Source organism: Pseudarthrobacter cellobiosi (assembly GCF_023913755.1).
Taxonomy (GTDB): Bacteria; Actinomycetota; Actinomycetes; order Actinomycetales; family Micrococcaceae; genus Arthrobacter; species Arthrobacter cellobiosi.
This window is the reverse complement of the sequence record NZ_JAMXBJ010000039.1, coordinates 18,484-36,743: the sequence shown is the minus strand read 5'-3', so window position 1 is coordinate 36,743 and position 18,260 is coordinate 18,484. Positions and strand designations below refer to the sequence as shown.

Sequence of the window (18,260 nt, the reverse complement as noted above, 5' to 3'; positions counted from 1 at the left end):
GCCGGCTGGGACTGTTCATAGGTCCATCATCGCACCACGGGCGAGCCTGTGGCGTACTGGGTCCAGCAGCCCGGCGCCTACCCAAGCAGGGCACTCCAGTCCACCGGGCCGGCGGGCTTCGCCGTGTCCTTACCTACCGCCCGGGTGGCTGCCTTGGCGGCGGGCCGGCCCTTGGGCTTGGTACCCGGCTGCTCGGGTGCGGGCACGGGCGGCCCCCACGGCAAGGCGAACGCCGGCACGGGTTCGCCAAGCTGCACGCCATGCGGCGGAACAACCATCACCCCATGTGCCGACGCCAGCCCGCGCATCATCCCCGGCCCCGTGTGCTTGGCCGGTGAGGCCATCCCGTACAGCAGGCGGAAGGGCATCAGCCTGGTCCGGCCCGGCTCCGGCTCGATGGTGGTGCCGCACGGGACCTCCTGCACCGGCGGCAGGGTGCCGTGGCCCAGCGCCGCCAGCAGCGGTTCGCCCACCGTGGACAGGGCCATCATGGCGGCCAGCGGGTTCCCGGGGAGCCCCAGGACAAAGCGCCCGTCGGGGAGCTCTGCCAGGACAGCCGGATGGCCGGGGCGCATGGCGATGCCGTCGATGACCAGCCGCCCGCCCAGTTCCGCCACGGCCCGGCGGAGGTGGTCGGTGTCCGAGCGGCCCGTACCGCCGGTGGTGATGACGACGTCGGCCGGCAGCGCGGAGGGGTCCGGCACCTCGAGCGGGAGGTCCGCCAGGCCGTCCAGCCACTCGGCATAGGAGTCGCCGATCCGTTCCTGGCCGCCGTTGATACCGCCAAGCATTTCCACGACGGCCGCGAGCTGCGGGCCGAAGGTGTCCCGGACCTGTCCGGGGACCGGCAACCCGTGCGCCACAACTTCGGAGCCGGTCAGCAGGAGTTTGACCACGGGCTTGCCCTGGACGAGCAGGTCATCGTGCCCAGCAAGCGCCGCGACCGCCAGATGGGCCGGGTTCAGTGTGACACCGGCCTTGACCAGCACCTCTCCCGCCGCTGCTTCCTCGCCGGCCCTGCGGATATGCTGGCCGTTCCCGGGTTCGCCGGGGCGGGCGGTGCCGCCGGTCATCAGCAGCGGCAGGCCGTCGTCGTCCGTTCCAAGCATGGCACTTTCGCTGCGTAGCACCGCTTTGGCGCCGGGCGGGATCAGTCCGCCGGTGACAATGGGGCTGGCCTGGTGGGGTGCCAGCCGCTGGCCGGCCTCCGCCACGATCCACGGGCCACCGCCGTTGACGGCCCATCCATCCATCGCAGACGAGGCGTAGTGGGGCATGTCGTGCAGCGCGGTGATGTCGCCGGCCAGGACCCTGCCCAGGGCCTGGCCCAGGGGAACCCGGCCCGGCGGAATCGGCGTGGCGATATCAAAAGCGGCTTTGCGCGCCTCATCCCAGGTGTGGGCAAGGTGCTTTGCCGGGGCTGTCTGCTGCTCGGGGATATCGGATTCGTCGCCGGGGGCGGTGGTCACTGAACGGGAGTCATTCGACGGGGGTCCCGGCGGATTCGGCGTCATAGTCAGCAGCCAGGGTGCGGGCACGGTCCATGGCAGCGGTCATGGCGGCGGCGTTCGTGGCCTGCCCTGCTCCCGCAGCCAGGCCGGCGGCGAAACCGGCAATAAAGGTGGTGAGCGGGGCGGCCGGGCGGACCACTGAGTGGGCTGCAACGCCGGCCAGCGACAGGATGGTGTTGACGTCGATCTGGACGTCCTCCAGTTCATACGCCTGGAGCAAGGACCTGCACCACTCTTCCAGCGTCTCTTCCTGGCTTTTCACGCTCTGCCTCCCAAATCGTCTGCGGCAGTGTTGCCCCGGAGCCCGGTTATGGGATCCGGACCGGCCACTCCAAGTGCGGCGGCATCGTCCCAGGTGTCCACGTCTGCCGTGGAGCCGGCCGGAACGGCGACAAGCTGCACGTCCAGACTAGCAAGGAGTGCCCTCCCCGACCCGTTGATTAAGCGTCCCGTTCTTTCCAGTTCCGCCACGGAACGTTGTAGCGCGACTGTGCTATAAAAACCGACCAAAGGCTGGCGGCGGCCATCCTCCGAGACCGCCACCACGCCGTCCGGTCCCAAGCCTGCCGGCTGCCCTGCGGAGTGTCCCCCGGCGGCGGGTTCTCCGGCGGCAGGTCCTCCGGCGGCGGGTCCTCCGGCGCCCCGTGCCCGGGCACGCAGCGCAGCCTTCAGCGCCACCACCGCCTGCTCCACGTTGGGCATGTCGCAGGCCAGCACCAGCGTCAGCCCGGGGCGGCTGCCGCCCGCAGCAGCCAGGGCCGCGAGCCCGGCCGCAATAGCGGCCGCGGGTCCGCTAAACGGCGGTTCTTCGCGGCAGCGGAGAAATCCGGCAGGGATTTCCCCGGCCGGCACTTCGCCAGCGTCCGGACCAACCACAACGGCGGCCCGGGCTCCCCCGGCAGCGGCGGCGGAGCGGCGCAACAGGGAGTCGCCGTCGTACGTCAGACTCTGCTTGGGCACACCACCGAGCCGCGACGAACGGCCGCCGGCGAGGATGACGGCATCGAAGTCGAGGGGGTCAGCGTCCACCCTCCCAGCTTAACCGTGCGGGCTGGAATACCCCGCGGGGCTGGAACAAGGCGGCCCGTTCAGGCGGCCCGTTCAGGCAGCAGGAACGGATCCCAGGCCGGAGTGGGCTTCTCAAGTTCTTTGATCTGCCAGATGGTGCCATGCGGCGGTTCCGGAACAAACCTGAGCTTCCAACCCATTTCAGCCGGCGTATGGTCGCCCTTGGTGTTGTTGCACCGGAGGCACGCGGCCACCAGGTTCTCCCAGGAGTCGGCGCCGCCACGTGATTTGGGCTGCACATGGTCGATGGTGTGGGCACCTTTGCCGCAATACGCGCACCGGTGACCGTCCCGCCGCAGGACTCCGCGGCGGCTGACCGCGGTGCCCTGGTTGTATCTGGGGCGGATGTAGCGGTTCAGAAGAATCACGGACGGGCGGCCCAGGATCTCCTGCGGTCCCACTACAGGGTCATCGCCCTCGGCAATAACACTGGCCTTGCCCGTGAGCACAAGCACCAGCGCCCGGCGGAAGGTGACTACCGCCAGCGGTTCATATCCAGCATTCAGAACGAGAGTGCGCATGCACGTACCTCTTTGTGGCCGCACCCGTCAGGGGCACGAGGGCCGGCTGCCCCCGGCATATCCGGGCTATGGATCGACACCACAAGAGTAAACAAAGAATCCCGGGATCAGCTAATCGCAGAAGCGGCCGCCGTCACGTGTCGAATTCGTGCACCTCACCGGATCAGGCCAGCAGCCCTGAAACAGCAAAGGACCCCAGCCGTGAGGCAGGGGTCCCTTGAAGGCTGACTTTGGTGCTAGGACACGCGGATGTAAACGGGGCCGGAGCCGACATTGGCGCTGAACACAACGGTCTGGTTGCCGTTGTAGCCCCCGTGCACGGCCTGGCCGTTGCCAGCGTAGACGGCAATGTGGGCAACGCCCGCGCCGCCGTCGGCGTAGTACAACAGATCGCCGGGCTGGGCCTCGGCGGCGCTCACGGTTTGACCGAGGGACAGGTAGCCTGCGGGCCAGTCGCGGAAGTTGATCCCCACGGCAGCCAGCGAGTTGGTGACCAGCATGGTGCAGTCCTGGCTGACACCGAGTTGTGCGTAGGCAGCGGAGAGGATGGCAGCACCCTTGCCGCTTGCGGAGACCGGCGCCTTCGGAGCGGCCGGTGTTGCCGACGCTACCTTGATGGTGGCCGCGGCCTTGGCCGGAGCCGGAGCTTCAACAACAGGTGCGGGAGCCTCAACCGGAGCCGGCGTGGTGGTCACTGCGGGCTTCTCGTAGGAGATGGCAATGGTGGAAGCAGCCGAAATGATGGCCGGGGCGGAAACCTCAGCTTCAAGGTTCGAAGCGGATGCAGCTTCACGCTGGATGCCGGTGTCAGCCGCGTTCGCAGCGATACCACTGGTCAGGACAAGGCCGGAAGCAGCAGCGATAACCGCAGCCTGACGGCCCATGCCGCCGGCGTTGTCGCCGACAGCCTTGGCAATGACAGCCAGCGAGTTGGTCTTGGCGACCTCGGCGCGGTGCCGTGCAACAGTTGCACGTGTAGTCATTAATTTTCTCTCTTTCGTTTTCCTCAGGACCGCGTGGGCAGCCCAAGGGCTTTGGACGCGCCGGCATCTTGGGGGTACGCCGGCACGCCCCGAACGGGGATTTAGCGAAGAGTTTCTCGTGAAGAAACGGTTCCGGCAGCACAGGGCTGCAGGAACTACTGGACTGCAGGAACTACGGGGCCATCGTGAAGAACGCGGAGGAGCCCGTGGATGCCACCGAGTGGAGCAGCGTGCCCTGTGACGGATTCAGTGCGCTGATCATCATGCCGTTGCCGACGTAAATGCCAACGTGGGCGCCGCCATTCTGCATGACCAGGTCACCGGAGGCCGGTGTGGCCGTGGGCCGCATGGCTGTCCAGGCATTGGTGCGGGGAATGCTGATGCCTGCCTGGGCGTAGACCCACTGCGTGAAGCCTGAGCAGTCCCAGCCATTGGGAGTGGTGCCGCCCCAGAGGTAGGGGTTGCCGATACCGGTGTAGGCAAGTGCTGCCAGACCCGAAGCGGCGGCGGAGGAGACAGTGTCAGCGAGCTTGGAGGCCGCAGCCTCGGTTGCGGCACCACCCTGAGTCCCGGTTTCGGAGGCCGTGGACTGCGCACGGACCGTCTCAACCTTCGGCGCCGGCGTCGTCTTGATGACGGGGCGTTCGAAGGAAACGGTAGCCGTGGGCGCGGCAGTTACGGCAAGTGCCGTCTGCGCGGAACCGGACTCGGTAGAGGCGGAAACGCCGGCGGTGGTGTCCGCGGCGTTGGCCGGAAGCCCCATGCTCAGGATCAGACCTGATGCAGCTGCGATAACAGCAGCCTGGCGACCTACGGTCCCGGCATTGGCACTGACGGCCTTGGACACGGAGCCCAAGGGGTTGGTGCGAACCGGTTGTGCGCGGTGACGCGCAGAAGTATGGCGTGAAGACACGAAGGTAGCCTCTCCCAATGCCTGCGAGGTGAGCTGTCGGATTCGGATGGGAGTCACCCGGCCGCGCTGCTTCACAGTGGAAGCTTTGCGACTTAACCCCAAGGCCTTCAGAATCGAAGACCAAAATTGGTTCCCCCGCCCCTGCCAGACGATGTCATGCGAACGGACCTTGAGCGGTGGCAGAGCTAGGCAATCCACTCAAGAACGTCAACTTCGGAAAAGTTGACGCGCTTTAGACGTTACAGGAGTTCCGAGCCAATGTCACATTCAGGTCACGGCACGTCGCCGCGATTCGAGAGTTCGCCATCACTTGGGTCAGAGCCAGCCGGTGGGGTCAACGACTTCGCCGTTGACCTGGACCTCGAAGTGGAGGTGGCAGCCCGTGGACGCGCCCGTGGTGCCACTGAGGGCAACCACGTCGCCGCGGCTGACCGTCTGGCCTACCTTGACGCTGGCGGAGGAGAGGTGGTTGTACGTGGTTTCAAGGCCGTTGCCGTGATCCACCACCACGCGGTTGCCGCCGCCGTACTGGTGCCAGCCGACGAACGTCACGGTGCCGCTGGCAGCAGCCAGGACGGAGGTTCCGCACTGTGCCACGAAGTCCTGGCCACGGTGGAAGTCTCCGGCGCCGCCGGTAATGGGGCTGACCCGGAATCCGAACGGAGAGACTGTAGCCAGCTGGGCCAGCGGCGAGCCGAGGCTTCCGGCAGAGGCCGCGCGGGTAATGGATCCCGCGGACTGTGCGCTCAGCAGCTGCTTCAGCTTGCCGTCGGGATCACCCTGGGTCACCACGGACGAGCGGCTGAAATCAATTTGGGCGGCGGCTTCGGCGGTAACTTCGGGCTGCGGAGCAGCGGAAACGGCCGACGCGGCCTGGCCGGGTGCCGGAGTGGCCATCACGGGGCCGGTTACGGGAACCGTCACGGTGAGAGCCAGGCCTGTTGCTGCCAAGGCGATGCCGGCCTTCTGGCCGAGGCCACTGGCAGCGGCGAAATCCGTCATCTGCCGGAAGGGACCCCGGCGGCGGCGCGCTTCCCGCTGTGGGTCGCGGGGCCTCTCCGCGGTGAAATCCTCGGCCACTCTGGGCGCCGAGGCGGGACCCACCGCACGGCGGCGGCCCCTGGAGTATTGCGTGGTCAAGAATGTTCCTCTCTGGATAGCCTGCGAAGTTAGCTGTCGGATTCGGGTCAGAGAGTTCAAAGACCCGGTCCGCCGTGACAAGCACTTGGCGCAGAGATATCCCGTGAGGATCCTTCGCTGGAAGAGGCTTGCTGCTGACGGACTTCACCCCAAGGCAGTCTTACGACTGCCGGTTGTGGTTCCCCCGCCTCTGCCAGTTGGTGACTGATGCACCTGATCCGCTGGCAGAGCTCGGCTCCGGATCAGGTAACGCTTTTGTATCGACGCTGAGTTCCAACTATAAGTGATTAACCTGGACAGTAACAATTCCGTTATCTTTGCGGAACCGGGGGTCACTGCGCTATGGGGCGGCCCCACAGGCGGACCGCCTTCCCGTCAACGGACGGAAACGAAGACGTGGGATGCCACTTCCGGGGGCAGCTCGAGCGCCCCTTCGATTCCCGGAACCCGCACGGAAATGTACTCCCCCACGCGCTCTAGGGACACCGAGGCACCGGGCCTGATCCCGCCTTCATCCAGCTGGACCAACAGCTCAGGTTCCACCTGGATGGGCTCAGCCAGCCGGCTGACTGTCACGTTCGACGCCGGCCCGTAGCCTTGCATCGCATCAAGGAGATTAATCACATCGGCGTCAGGGAGCGCGGGTGCCGGCCCGCCCAGGGCGGCCAGCCCTGGGATGGGGTTGCCGTACGGAGACTCGGTCGGGTGGTTGAGCAATTCGTAGATGCGCTGCTCTACGCGTTCGCTCATCACGTGCTCCCAGCGGCATGCTTCATCGTGGACATAGGCCCAGTCCAGGCCAATCACATCCGCCAGGAGCCGTTCCGCGAGCCTGTGCTTGCGCATCACTTCCGTAGCGCGTTTCCGCCCGGCTTCCGTGAGCTCCAGGTGACGGTCTCCGGAGACCACGACCAGTCCGTCGCGTTCCATCCGGCCGATGGTTTGGGACACCGTGGGTCCGGAATGCCGCAGCCGTTCGGCGATGCGTGCACGAAGAGCAACGATGTTCTCTTCTTCAAGCTCCAAAATGGTCCGAAGATACATCTCCGTAGTATCGATCAGATCCGTCATCCAGCTCAGCTCCTCGAGCGCAGTACCTTGCGTTGTCCCACCGTATCGCGTCCAGCAGCGGCGAGGTCCGGTAAAAAGCTTAGCCTATTTTGAATTTGTCTGGATAATCCCCGGGCGGGGACGAACGGTCTCATTGGCCGGACTATGACGGCGCCGGTTCCCGCCCAATCAAGGGGTTCAGGCAGAATATAGGAGGTCCTTATGCAGTCACCGCCGACTACCGGCCAACCCACCGCCCGGACGTGAGTCACGTCCATGCCGAAATTGGAGCCCCCGTGAGCGAAACCAGCATCACTATTCCTGCCGACCTCCTGCCAAAAGATGGACGGTTCGGCGCAGGACCCTCCAAGGTCAGGCCGGAGCAGCTCGAAGCGCTCTCAGCGGCGTCCAAGACCATCCTGGGCACCTCCCACCGCCAGGCTCCGGTCAAGAACCTCGTGGGCTCCGTCCGTGAAGGCCTCAGCCAGTTCTTCCGCGCCCCCGAAGGCTACGAAGTGGTCCTCGGCGTCGGCGGCTCCACCGCTTTCTGGGACGTCGCCAGCTTCGGCCTGGTGGAAAAGAAGGCCCAGCACCTGTCCTTCGGCGAGTTCGGCTCCAAGTTCGCCTCAGCCACCAACAAGGCCCCGTTCCTGGACGCCTCCTCCATCATCAAGTCCGAGCCCGGCGCCCGCCCGGTATCGGCCGCCGAGGCAGGCGTGGATGTCTACGCCTGGCCGCAGAACGAAACCTCCACCGGTGTCGCGGCTCCGGTCAAGCGCGTGGCGGGCGCCGACGCCGGTTCCCTGGTCCTGGTGGACGCCACCTCCGCAGCCGGCGGCCTGGACGTGGACGTCTCCGAGGCCGACGTCTATTACTTCGCCCCGCAGAAGAACTTCGCGTCCGACGGCGGCCTGTGGCTGGGCCTCTTCTCCCCCGCCGCGCTGGAACGCGCCGCCCAAATCAAGGCCAGCGGCCGCTGGATCCCGGACTTCCTGGACCTCCAGACCGCCATCGACAACTCCAGGCTGAACCAGACCTACAACACGCCGTCGCTCTCCACGCTGGTGACCCTCGACGCGCAGGTGCAGTGGCTGAACGCCAACGGCGGCCTGGACTTCGCGTCCGCCCGCACGGCTGACTCCGCCGGCCGGATCTACTCCTGGGCCGAGGCCTCCGAGTACGCGACCCCGTTTGTGGCCAAAGCGGAGGACCGTTCCAACGTCATCGCCACCATCGACTTCGACGACTCGATCGACGCCGCCGCGATCGCCAAGGTCCTGCGCGCCAACGGCATCGTGGACACCGAGCCGTACCGCAAGCTGGGCCGCAACCAGCTCCGGATCGCCACATTTGTGGCCATCGAGCCGGCCGACGTCTCCGCGCTGCTGGCAAGCATCGACTACGTGGTGGGCGAGCTGCGCAAGTAGCGCACCCGCGCGAACGGACACTTGGGGCCCAGATACCGGGACCCCAAGTGTCCGTTCGCACTGTTTTGTGGTGACGCCAGTTGTCAGTGTCCGACGGCGTCGTCCGGGTTTTCGTCCCGGGCGGCGCCGTTTGCGTTGTCCCCCGGTTGTTGGACGCCCAGATGGGAGACGACGCCGAAGTACCGCAGGCCGCGGGCCCGCCGGTTGAAGGTGAGCCGGAGCTGCTGGGCGCGGATGATCCAGATCATTCCGATCACGGCGGCGATGATCCCGGAGGCGGCCGCCACGGCAAGCGACCACCGGGGGCCGGCGACGTTGGCCACCCATCCCACGAGTGGGGCGCCGATGGGGGTGCCGCCCATAAAGATGGCCATGTACAGGGCCATGACCCTGCCCCGCATGACGGGATCGGTGGTGGTCTGGACGTAGCCGTTGGCGCTGGTCATCATGGTGATCGCGAACAGGCCGACCGGCACCAGCGCGACGCCGAACCAGAAGTAGTCCGGGGCAAGCGCGGCCAGTCCCGACGTCACCCCAAAGGCAGCCGCAGCGCCGAAGATCATCCGCAAGCGGGGCTTGCCGCGGCCGGCGGAGAGCAGCGCGCCTGCCACGGAACCGATGGCCATGATGGAATTCATGAGCCCGAAGGCGCTGGCATCCAACCCGAATTCCGTGCCCACCATCGCGGCGATGAACAGTACGAAGTTAAGGCCGAGTGTTCCCACGATGAACACGGCCACCAGGACCACCACAATGTCCGGCCGGAACCGCACATAGCGCAGCCCCTCCCGGATCCGGCCCTTGCCCGGAGCCGCCCGGGGAAGCTGGCGCAGTGACGCGGCGGGGATCTTCCACAGGCTCAGGAGCATGGCCAGGAAGGTGCAGGTGTTGATCAGGAACACCCAGCCGGGACCTACCGCCACGGTGAGTACGCCAGCCACGGCAGGCCCGATCATCCGGGCGACGTTGAAGGAGGCGCTGTTCAGGGCCACGGCATTGGGCAGGTAGTCGTCCCGCACGAGTTCAGAAACGAAGGTCTGCCGCACCGGGGCATCGAGGGCGGAGACCATGCCCAGCAGCAGGGCGAAGCCGTAGACGTGCCACAGCTGGCCGGCGCCGAGCACCACCAGGATGCCCAGGCCGGTGCTCAGTAGTGCCATCAGCGACTGCGTGATGACCAGCAGCTGCCGGCGGCTGAAGCGGTCCGCCACGAGGCCGGCGACGGGCGCCAGGAACAGCTGCGGCCCCAGCTGCAGTGCCATGGTGATGCCCATGGCTCCGGCGTCGTGATCAGTGAGGTGGTCAAAGACCAGCCAGTCCTGGGCAGTCCGCTGCATCCAGGTTCCGATGTTGGAAACCAGCGCGCCGAGGAACCAGATCCGGTAGTTGGGGATGTGCAGGGATTTGAAGGTGGACATCAGTGCCGGCCTTCTTGGTTCTCAACCCTGCGTATTCGCAACTGCCTAGTCAGCCTCGCCGGCGGGGTCGTCCTCTTCGGATTCTTCGTCCCGGTCTTCGGACCCGGGAGTGTCAGCCTCGGCCTGCGAAGTGTCCGGCCCCGAAGCGAAAGCCTCCGCAGCGGGTGACTCCTCTTCCTCTGCCGCCTGTGCGTCCTCGGGGCGGACGCGCTCGGCCCAGGGCACCCACTCCGGGGAGAGGATGGAGTCCTCCGACGGCAGGAGGCCAAGCTCGCTGACCGTGACCACCTTGGAGCGGGAGTTCCTGGTCAGGACCGCGTACCACTGCCAGCCGTGGTAGCCGGCCATTCTTGATTCGAAGAGGTGGGTGACCAGGCGGTCGCCCTCACTTTTGGCAGCCAGGTGCGCACCAATGTCCGACGCCGCCGCGATGCCTTCGATGGCGGTTCGCGCCTCGCCAACGGCAGCAGCGAGGAAGGCATCCGGCTTTCCGGTACGCCACACGGGCACGCCGGCGCGGCGCTTGGCCTCGGCCTTGGCGCCCGCTTTCCCCGCTGTTGTGGTGTCCGGCTGTTCAGCTTCCGCGTTCATGGCCAAGACCTAAACGTCCAGCTCGTCGGCAACCTTACGCAGGGCAGCCGCGATGGCCTTGCCCTTGTTGCCTTCCGGGTACTTGCCCGCGGACAGGGTTCCGGAGAGGTTGTCCAGCACGCTGACCAGGTCCTGGACCAGCGGCGCGAGGTCCCGGGCGCTGGGCCGCTTGGCCTTGGCGATGGACGGCGTCTTGTCCAGGACGCGCAGGCCCAGGGCCTGTGCACCCTTGCGGCCGTCGGCAACGCCGAACTCAACCCGGGTGCCGGCCTTCAGCTCCGTGATGCCTTCGGGCAGCGATGATTTGGGCAGGAAGACTTCCTGGCCGTCCTCGCCTGCGAGGAATCCGAAACCTTTTTCCTTGTCATACCACTTGACCTTGCCGGTAGGCACGTAATCAACCTTCTTCGTTCTGACGTCTTCTGACACGGCCGGCAGTCACCGCATCCGCACTGATGTGCGGGTTCAGGGTATGACAGCGACGGACCGTGTTGGTCTGTTCTTCAAGGTTATCCTGCCGGGGCCCGGAATCCTGCTTTCACGCACCCTTCGTCCTGCCGCCTGCCGCGGCTGTGCGCCCGCCGCTCAGGCCCGCCCGTGGCGCCGCCGCCGGCCGCCCGGCTGTTAGCGTTACCTGCATGACACCCTCGCGATACCGGCGCCCACTGATGATCTGCGCAGCGGTTGTTGCCATGCTTTCCCTCGTGGCGGTGGGAGCCGTCATGGCGCTGGCCTTCGCAGGCTCCGCTGCTCCGGCCTGGGTCACTGCCACTGCCCTGTACGGGTTGCCTGTGGCGTTCCTGCTGATGCTCTTCCTGGTCCTGGACAGCGTGGCGGGCCGGCGCCGGGCAGGAAAGTCCAGCGGGCGGTAACGTTGGACTGATGTCCCTTATCCGCGCTCTCAGCAAAGAACTGGAAGCACGCAGCGATGACTCGTTGCGGGCGCTCTTTGCAGCGCGGCCGGACCTTATGTCCCCCGCGGTTCCTGACTTTTCCGCCCTGGCCGCCCGGGCAAGCGCGCGGGTCAGCGTCCAGCGCGCTCTCGAACGGCTTAACAGGCCGCAGATGCAAGTCCTGGAAACCCTGCACCTGTGCACGAACACGGACACCGAACACAGCGCCTCGGCGGCAGGCGTCCGGAAACTCATTGCAGGGTCCACGGTGGCGGCGCTGGAACGCATCCTGGCCTCGCTCCAGGAACTGGCTTTGGTGCACCGGGCAGAGCCGCCGCATGGAATGGCGGTTTCGGGCCAGCGACAGCGGTACTACCTGCCGGTGGGAAGCCTCAAGGACGTGGTGGGAATCTATCCTGCGGGGCTGGGGCGCAGCTACACCGAGCTGGTCAGGCTTCAGCCCGCGTTTGCCCAGCGGGTAGTCCAGCTCGTCGCCGAGCTGCACCGCAGCGGCGTCTCTATCCAGAACGCCACCACCCCCATGGAGGCAGCCCTCGCGCTGCAGCATTGGACATCCTCGCCTGAGGCACTCAGCGAGGCTTTGGCCGACGCCCCGGAACGCACGACGGCGCTGCTCGCCAAATTCCGCAACTGGGCCATGGGTGCCGTCCCCCAGGCGCAACGGAAAGCGTCGGTCTCGAACCAGGGCGCCGACGTCGGGCCCGTGGACTGGCTCCTCGCCCGGGGCCTGCTGGTCCCCTTGGACGCCGCGCACGTGGAACTGCCACACAGCGTGGGGCTGTCGCTGCGTGGCGGCGCCATCATCAATGACTTCTCCCTGTCCCCGCCGGTTCCGGAGCTGGGCAGCACCACCGCTGCGCTTCGCCGGAACGCGGCGCTGGGCGCCATCGCTGAAACCCTCCGGCTGGTGGGTGATCTCCTCCATGCCGTCCGCGAGCAGCCGCTGGCCACGCTGCGCAGCGGCGGCGTAGGTGTCCGGGAAATGAAGCGTCTGGCCGAGACGCTGCGCATCGACCAGCACCGGGCGGGCCTGCTGCTGGAGCTCAGCGCCCTCTCCGGCCTGTTGCGCCTTGATGTGGACTCGTCCTCGTGGGTGCAGCCCCCGCAGCTCGAGTGGCTGGCCCTCCCCCGCCAGGAGCAGTGGCTGTGGCTGGTCAACGCCTGGCTCGCGAGCGAGCGTGTGCCTTCACTGGTGGGCCAGCCCGTTAACGGCCCCGGCGGTGTCCCCGCCGCGCACCGCGCCCTGGCCGGGAACACCGTCAATGCCCTTTCAGCCGAGGCGCAGCGGCCGGACGCCCCGGTGGTCAGGAAGCGGATCCTGGAAATTCTGGAGGAGCTCACCCAGGAGGCTGCCGCTGCGGACGGCACGGCACCGGTCCTGGATGCCGCGGCTGTGCTCCAGCGGGCTGAATGGACGCAGCCGCGGATGGCCCGCCGGTTCAGTTCCCTGATCAGGGGTGTGCTGGCGGAGGCGGAGCTGCTGGGACTGACTGGGTCCGGTGCGTTGAGCCAGCTGGGTAGCGCCATTGCCGAAGACAACCCGGACGAAGCATTGGGCATCCTGGGCGAGCATCTGCCTGCGGCACTGAACCACGTCCTGCTCCAGGCGGACCTGACCGCAGTTGCCCCGGGCTACCTGGCTCCCGAGCTGGCCGAAAAGCTCCTGGTGATGGCCGACGCCGAGGGGCAGGGGCCCGCCACTATCTACCGGTTCTCCGCCAGTTCGGTCCGGCGGGCGCTGGACGCCGGGCATGACGCGTCGAGCCTGCTGGAGTTCCTGCGTGAGCATTCGGCCACGGCCGTGCCCCAGCCCTTGGAATACCTGGTGGAGGACACCGCGTCCCGGCACGGCCGGCTCCGGGTGGGAACGGCCGCCAGCTTTATCCAAAGCGATGATGAGGCAACGGTGCTGGAGCTGGCGGCGGAGTCCAAAGCGGCTGGCCTGGGGCTGGCCCGGATTGCGCCGACTGTACTGATCTCCACCGCTCCGCCGCGGGAAACAGCCCAGGTCCTGCGCGGACTGGGCCTCTCGCCGTCGGTGGACCAGGCCGAGCCCGGAGTGGTCCGGCTCCGCCGTACTAACAGTGTTCCGGGAAGCGCCCGCCCCGTCTACACGGCGCCGCGGACCGCACCCGCCGAGGACGACGTCGCCGCGCAGCTGGCCGTCCTGCGGAACAGGCGGGCCGAAGCCGCCGGAAACCATGCAGGCGCCGTGCCTGGCTCCGGCGAAGCTGCGACCCAGCTTGGGCTGGAGACCCTGCAGCGGGCTATCCGGCTCAAGCAGCGCGTGAGCATGAACGTGGTGGACAGCCAGGGGAATTCCTGCCTGGAGACAGTTGTTCCCCTTTCCGTAAACGGCGGACGCGTCAGGGTCTTCGATCCTGCCAAGGAAACCGAGCGGGTGCTCTCCATCCACCGCATTATCGATATTGAGGCCGCAGAAGAACTGCGCCAGTGAAGGACTCCCCCGCGTGAACGACGGCCCGCTGATCGTCCAAAGTGACAAGACCATCCTGCTCGAAGTGGACCACGAACTGGCCACCGAGGCGCGCCATGCCATCGCACCCTTCGCCGAACTGGAACGCGCCCCGGAGCACATGCACAGCTACCGCCTGACGCCGCTGGGCCTGTGGAACGCACGCGCCGCCGGCCTGGACGCGGAAAAAGTCCTCGACACCCTGCTCAAATACTCGCGGTTCCCGGTGCCGCATTCGCTGCTGATCGACGTCGAAGAGACCATGTCCCGGTACGGGCGGCTGCGGCTGGAGAAGGACCCCCAGCACGGCCTGGTGATGCGCACGGACGACTACCCCGTACTGGAGGAGGTCATCCGGGCCAAAAAAATCCAGCCCTTGTTGGGGCCGCGGATCGACGGCGAAACCATTGTGGTCCACTCCTCACAGCGGGGCCAGCTCAAGCAGCTGCTCCTGAAAATCGGGTGGCCGGCGGAGGATCTGGCCGGCTACGTGGACGGTACACCCCACCTGATCGCCCTGAACGAGAACGGCTGGAAGCTCCGCCCTTACCAGCAGCTCGCCACCGAGAATTTCTGGGCCGGCGGCAGCGGCGTGGTGGTGCTGCCCTGCGGGGCCGGGAAGACGCTGGTAGGTGCCGCGGCCATGGCCACGAGCTCCACCACAACCCTCATCCTGGTGACCAACACAGTGGCAGCCCGGCAGTGGAAGGACGAGCTGCTCAAGCGGACGTCCCTGACGGAGGACGAAATCGGCGAGTACTCGGGCGCGGTCAAGGAGATCCGGCCGGTCACCATCGCCACGTACCAGGTCCTCACCACCAAACGCGGCGGCCTGTACCCGCACCTGGAGCTGGTGGACGGCCACGACTGGGGCCTGATCATCTATGACGAAGTGCATCTCCTGCCGGCGCCGATCTTCCGGATGACCGCGGACCTGCAGGCCCGCCGCCGGCTGGGCCTCACCGCCACCCTGGTCCGCGAGGACGGCCGCGAAGGCGAGGTCTTCAGCCTCATCGGGCCCAAACGGTACGACGCGCCGTGGAAGGACATCGAAGCCCAGGGCTACATCGCCCCCGCGGACTGTGTGGAGGTCCGCATTGACCTGCCCCGGGACGAACGCGTGGCCTATGCCATGGCCGAGGACGCCGACAAGTACCGGCTGTGCGCCACGTCCGAGTCCAAAACCCTGATCGTGGAACAGCTGGTGGCCCGGCACCAGGGCGAGCAGCTGCTGGTGATCGGGCAATACATTGACCAGCTGGACGAGATCGGCGAGCGCCTGCAGGCTCCCGTCATCAAGGGCGATACGTCCGTCAAGGAACGGCAGAAGCTCTTCGACGCATTCCGGGCCGGCGACGTGAACACGCTGGTGGTTTCCAAGGTGGCCAACTTCTCCATCGACCTGCCGGAGGCCTCGGTGGCCATCCAGGTCTCGGGATCCTTTGGGTCACGGCAGGAGGAAGCCCAGCGGCTGGGCCGGCTGCTCCGCCCCAAGAAGGACGGCCGGGCGGCCCGCTTCTACTCGCTGGTGGCCCGGGACACCCTGGACCAGGATTTCGCGGCGAAGCGGCAGCGCTTCCTGGCAGAGCAGGGGTACGCCTACCGGATCATGGACGCCAAGGATGTAGATCAGCCCGGCTAGGACCGCTCAGGTGATGCCCTGTGAGCCGTCACGTTCGGTCGTGCCGGTACGCGGATCAAACTGGGGCCGCTGGTAGGCCAGCTCGCCGCCGCTGCGGCCCCCGAACGGCCTGCCGTGATCGGCAAACTCCTCCCGGAAGAAGGCAACGCACCACTGGCCCAGCTGAATCCTGGCGCCGGTGCGGAGCACGGAGGGACCGGATGTGCTGACACTGCCGCTTACGGGACCGCGCGGTACCAGAATGTACTCGTCATTCTGGTCATGCCGGATCTCTGCGTGCAACGGATCCAGGCCGGTGAGCTGCAAGTCCGAGGCAGGATCGGTGCCGATGCTGAAGGTCTCCTGGTCCAGGGTCACCTCCCGTGGGATCTGGCCCGTCCAATGGGCTGCGTCCTGCACGAAGATCAGTCTGGGCCGCCCACTGCCACGGGTGTGATGCGTGGTTGTTATGCGGCGCGTGATCTTCCGTCTGACCATAGGCATCAGAGGCAGCGGGGTCTCGGGAGGCAGCAGCGAGAACACCTGGGACGGGCGTTTGCCCCGCCGCATCAGGGGGACAAGGGCGCCGAGCCTTCCCAGTTTGATATGCGGGGACCGGGTGACCAGCCGCTGGGCTGCCGGGCTGCTGACCGCGCCCAGGCTGACGATGCTACCGTCCGGCCCGTTGACGGTCACGCTCAGTCCCTTGTCGGCAAGCATTTTGGCCAGGGGCCGGATCTCGTCCAGGGAAGGCACTGCTCCGGTGCGGAACGCATCCAGGCCATCGACGGTGATGCTGACCGCCGTGCCCGCGGCCTTCGCACTGCCGCGGGTGACGGAACCGGATTCGTCCTGGTAGGAGAAGTCCAGATTCATGTCCAACAGATAACCGGACATGGGAGTCATGCGCCGTTCTGGTCGGAACCTGGGGCATCCTTGTCGCTGGTGGTCACGCGCAGACTGCCGTTGAGCTTCCAAGTCGCGCGCGGAGCATCGGGGCCGATGTCCCGGGGAACTTCTACGGTCATATCGACGAACTGGTAATTGATGGCAGCGCCCTTGCCCGTGAGATAAGACCACATCTCCTCCGCCAGGTCGGCCCAGTCCCGAATGCTGCGGTCGGTGGTTGCGGTGCTGTCGGACGTGTCGAAGTCAGTCATGGTGGTTGTTCCCCTTAAGCGGCAGTGAAGCTGTGAGGCACTGATTTGAAGCGGGAAGTAGGCCCTGGCGGGGCCAATAGCCCCACTATATTCCCGCGCCCCCCCACCTGGGAACCCAAAGGCCGTGAACGTTCCGGACTGCAAATACGTTCCCGACGGCGCCTGCCACACTGGAAGAGTGAAGAAAAACATCAAGCGGGTTGTTCCCCTCCCCGGCCAGGAATCGGTATGGGACTACCCACGCCCGCCCGGCGTTGAACGAAGTCAGGAAAGGGTCCGGATCTTCCTGGGCGGTCTACTGATCCTGGACACGACGGACTCGGTCCGGGTGTTGGAGACAAGCCACCCGCCGGTCTACTACCTGCTCCGTTCCGCGTTCAGCCCGGGCATGCTGGAGCCGGCGCCCGGAAACAGTTTCTGCGAGTTCAAGGGCACGGCTAAGTACCTCACCGTTCGCTCCGGCGGGACAGTGGCGGAAGAAGCGGGCTGGTACTACCCCACGCCGGCCTCGGGGTTTGAGATTCTTGCTGGCCGCGTCGCTCTTTACCCCGGCCGGATGGACCGGTGTGAGATTGACGGCGAAAGGGTGCGCCCGCAGGAAGGCGGCTTTTACGGAGGCTGGATCACCGGCAAGGTGGTGGGCCCATTCAAAGGCGGCCCGGGTACGCTCGGCTGGTGATAAGGCCTCCAGCCTCCCCCGCAAAGCACAGTGAACATCCAGACAACTCACAGATTCTGGGAGCATGATGGGAACATGAAGAAGACCGGCCCAGAAGCCAAGCTGCTAGTTGTTGATGACGAACCCAACATCCGCGAGCTGCTGTCCACCTCGCTCCGCTTCGCAGGCTTCGAGGTGGTCTCTGCCGCCAACGGCCGTGACGCGCTGGCCGCCGCCGAGCTCCACGCGCCCGATTTGGCGGTGCTGGACGTGATGCTGCCGGACATGGATGGCTTCACCGTCACCCGCAAGCTGCGGGCGTCGGGCAAGCACTTCCCGGTCCTGTTCCTCACGGCGAAGGACGACACCGAGGACAAGGTCACCGGCCTCACAGTAGGCGGGGATGACTACGTCACCAAGCCGTTCAGCCTGGACGAGGTAGTAGCCCGCATCCGTGCCGTCCTGCGCCGCACCCAGCCCCTGCTCGACGACGACGCCGTGATCCGGGTGGACGACCTGGAGCTCGACGACGACGCCCACGAAGTGCGCCGCGGCGGCACCGTGATCGAACTGTCCCCCACGGAATTCAAGCTCCTCCGGTACCTCATGCTGAACCCCAACCGGGTGCTGTCGAAATCCCAGATCCTGGACCACGTCTGGGAGTACAACTTCAACGGCGACGCCTCGATCGTGGAGTCCTACATCTCCTACCTCCGGCGCAAGGTGGACATTGATCCGGACGCACCGGCCCTGATCCAGACCAAACGCGGAGTCGGCTACGTGCTCCGGACGGCAGAGAAGCGCTGACC

19 protein-coding genes and 2 riboswitches are annotated in these 18,260 nt (G+C 66.6%); of the genes, 6 read left to right on the top strand and 13 right to left on the bottom strand.

The window, feature by feature from the left end:
• Positions 1 to 77 precede the first annotated feature (77 nt).
• From NG696_RS07140 to NG696_RS07105, 8 genes are all read right to left on the bottom strand, one after another.
• On the bottom strand, positions 78 to 1,514 hold the full coding sequence (locus NG696_RS07140; protein WP_252564026.1) for a molybdopterin molybdotransferase MoeA: 1,437 nt from the start codon (positions 1,512 to 1,514) through the stop codon (positions 78 to 80).
• Positions 1,480 to 1,773, bottom strand: a complete 294-nt coding sequence (locus NG696_RS07135; RefSeq protein WP_056346664.1) for a DUF6457 domain-containing protein — start codon at positions 1,771 to 1,773, stop codon at positions 1,480 to 1,482. Before NG696_RS07135 ends, NG696_RS07140 begins: the two co-directional genes overlap by 35 nt.
• Positions 1,770 to 2,540, bottom strand: coding sequence for an NTP transferase domain-containing protein (locus tag NG696_RS07130; protein ID WP_252574925.1), 771 nt, complete (start codon positions 2,538 to 2,540; stop codon positions 1,770 to 1,772). The genes NG696_RS07135 and NG696_RS07130 overlap by 4 nt, the downstream gene beginning before the upstream one ends.
• Before the next feature lie 59 nt (positions 2,541 to 2,599).
• Positions 2,600 to 3,100 (bottom strand): HNH endonuclease, encoded by a 501-nt coding sequence (locus NG696_RS07125; protein WP_104062827.1) that lies wholly within the window; start codon positions 3,098 to 3,100, stop codon positions 2,600 to 2,602.
• A 236-nt stretch (positions 3,101 to 3,336) separates the two neighbouring features.
• Positions 3,337 to 4,083 carry a C40 family peptidase gene (locus tag NG696_RS07120; RefSeq protein WP_252564031.1) on the bottom strand — a complete coding sequence of 249 codons (747 nt, stop codon included), beginning with the start codon at positions 4,081 to 4,083 and terminating at the stop codon, positions 3,337 to 3,339.
• Positions 4,084 to 4,255: 172 nt separating this feature from the next.
• Positions 4,256 to 4,930, bottom strand: coding sequence for a C40 family peptidase (locus tag NG696_RS07115; protein WP_252564115.1), 675 nt, complete (start codon positions 4,928 to 4,930; stop codon positions 4,256 to 4,258).
• A 70-nt stretch (positions 4,931 to 5,000) separates the two neighbouring features.
• A riboswitch (cyclic di-AMP (ydaO/yuaA leader) is annotated at positions 5,001 to 5,163 on the bottom strand.
• 148 nt (positions 5,164 to 5,311) lie between these two features.
• A complete protein-coding gene (locus tag NG696_RS07110) occupies positions 5,312 to 6,136 on the bottom strand; it encodes a M23 family metallopeptidase (protein ID WP_252564034.1) in 825 nt (274 codons plus the stop codon).
• 3 nt (positions 6,137 to 6,139) lie between these two features.
• Positions 6,140 to 6,358, bottom strand: a riboswitch (cyclic di-AMP (ydaO/yuaA leader).
• A gap of 153 nt (positions 6,359 to 6,511) precedes the next feature.
• Entirely contained in the window at positions 6,512 to 7,207 is a 696-nt protein-coding gene (locus NG696_RS07105; protein WP_252564037.1) for an iron-dependent transcriptional repressor DtxR, read from the bottom strand.
• Between the two features lie 275 nt (positions 7,208 to 7,482).
• Between NG696_RS07105 and serC the strand changes: the two genes are divergently transcribed.
• On the top strand, positions 7,483 to 8,613 hold the full coding sequence (gene serC / locus NG696_RS07100; RefSeq protein ID WP_252564040.1) for a phosphoserine transaminase: 1,131 nt from the start codon (positions 7,483 to 7,485) through the stop codon (positions 8,611 to 8,613).
• Between the two features lie 83 nt (positions 8,614 to 8,696).
• Here serC and NG696_RS07095 read toward each other — a convergent pair whose 3' ends face one another.
• The 3 genes from NG696_RS07095 to NG696_RS07085 are packed head-to-tail and all read right to left on the bottom strand — an operon-like array spanning position 8,697 to position 11,015.
• Positions 8,697 to 10,031, bottom strand: a complete 1,335-nt coding sequence (locus NG696_RS07095) for an MFS transporter (protein ID WP_252564043.1) — start codon at positions 10,029 to 10,031, stop codon at positions 8,697 to 8,699.
• A 45-nt stretch (positions 10,032 to 10,076) separates the two neighbouring features.
• Positions 10,077 to 10,622, bottom strand: coding sequence for a DUF3027 domain-containing protein (locus NG696_RS07090; protein ID WP_252564045.1), 546 nt, complete (start codon positions 10,620 to 10,622; stop codon positions 10,077 to 10,079).
• A 9-nt stretch (positions 10,623 to 10,631) separates the two neighbouring features.
• On the bottom strand, positions 10,632 to 11,015 hold the full coding sequence (locus NG696_RS07085; protein ID WP_056347308.1) for a cold-shock protein: 384 nt from the start codon (positions 11,013 to 11,015) through the stop codon (positions 10,632 to 10,634).
• 245 nt (positions 11,016 to 11,260) lie between these two features.
• Here NG696_RS07085 and NG696_RS07080 point away from each other — a divergent pair, with 245 nt between their 5' ends.
• Genes NG696_RS07080 through NG696_RS07070 form a run of 3 tightly spaced genes read left to right on the top strand, consistent with a single transcriptional unit; the run spans position 11,261 to position 15,654 of the window.
• A complete protein-coding gene (locus NG696_RS07080) occupies positions 11,261 to 11,494 on the top strand; it encodes a hypothetical protein (protein WP_252564047.1) in 234 nt (77 codons plus the stop codon).
• Between the two features lie 10 nt (positions 11,495 to 11,504).
• Positions 11,505 to 13,994 (top strand): helicase-associated domain-containing protein, encoded by a 2,490-nt coding sequence (locus NG696_RS07075; RefSeq protein WP_252564050.1) that lies wholly within the window; start codon positions 11,505 to 11,507, stop codon positions 13,992 to 13,994.
• A gap of 13 nt (positions 13,995 to 14,007) precedes the next feature.
• Complete coding sequence (locus NG696_RS07070) at positions 14,008 to 15,654, top strand: DNA repair helicase XPB (protein WP_252564052.1); 1,647 nt, start codon at positions 14,008 to 14,010, stop codon at positions 15,652 to 15,654.
• 6 nt (positions 15,655 to 15,660) lie between these two features.
• Here the strand turns inward: NG696_RS07070 and NG696_RS07065 are convergent, their stop codons facing one another.
• Both NG696_RS07065 and NG696_RS07060 read right to left on the bottom strand, forming a co-directional pair.
• A complete protein-coding gene (locus NG696_RS07065) occupies positions 15,661 to 16,539 on the bottom strand; it encodes an FHA domain-containing protein (protein ID WP_308291953.1) in 879 nt (292 codons plus the stop codon).
• Entirely contained in the window at positions 16,536 to 16,793 is a 258-nt protein-coding gene (locus NG696_RS07060; RefSeq protein WP_252564055.1) for a hypothetical protein, read from the bottom strand. Before NG696_RS07060 ends, NG696_RS07065 begins: the two co-directional genes overlap by 4 nt.
• Positions 16,794 to 16,971: 178 nt before the next feature.
• Between NG696_RS07060 and NG696_RS07055 the strand changes: the two genes are divergently transcribed.
• Positions 16,972 to 17,472 carry a DUF427 domain-containing protein gene (locus NG696_RS07055; RefSeq protein WP_252574923.1) on the top strand — a complete coding sequence of 167 codons (501 nt, stop codon included), beginning with the start codon at positions 16,972 to 16,974 and terminating at the stop codon, positions 17,470 to 17,472.
• Positions 17,473 to 17,547: 75 nt separating this feature from the next.
• Positions 17,548 to 18,258 carry a response regulator transcription factor gene (locus tag NG696_RS07050; RefSeq protein ID WP_058929981.1) on the top strand — a complete coding sequence of 237 codons (711 nt, stop codon included), beginning with the start codon at positions 17,548 to 17,550 and terminating at the stop codon, positions 18,256 to 18,258.
• Positions 18,259 to 18,260 lie beyond the last annotated feature (2 nt).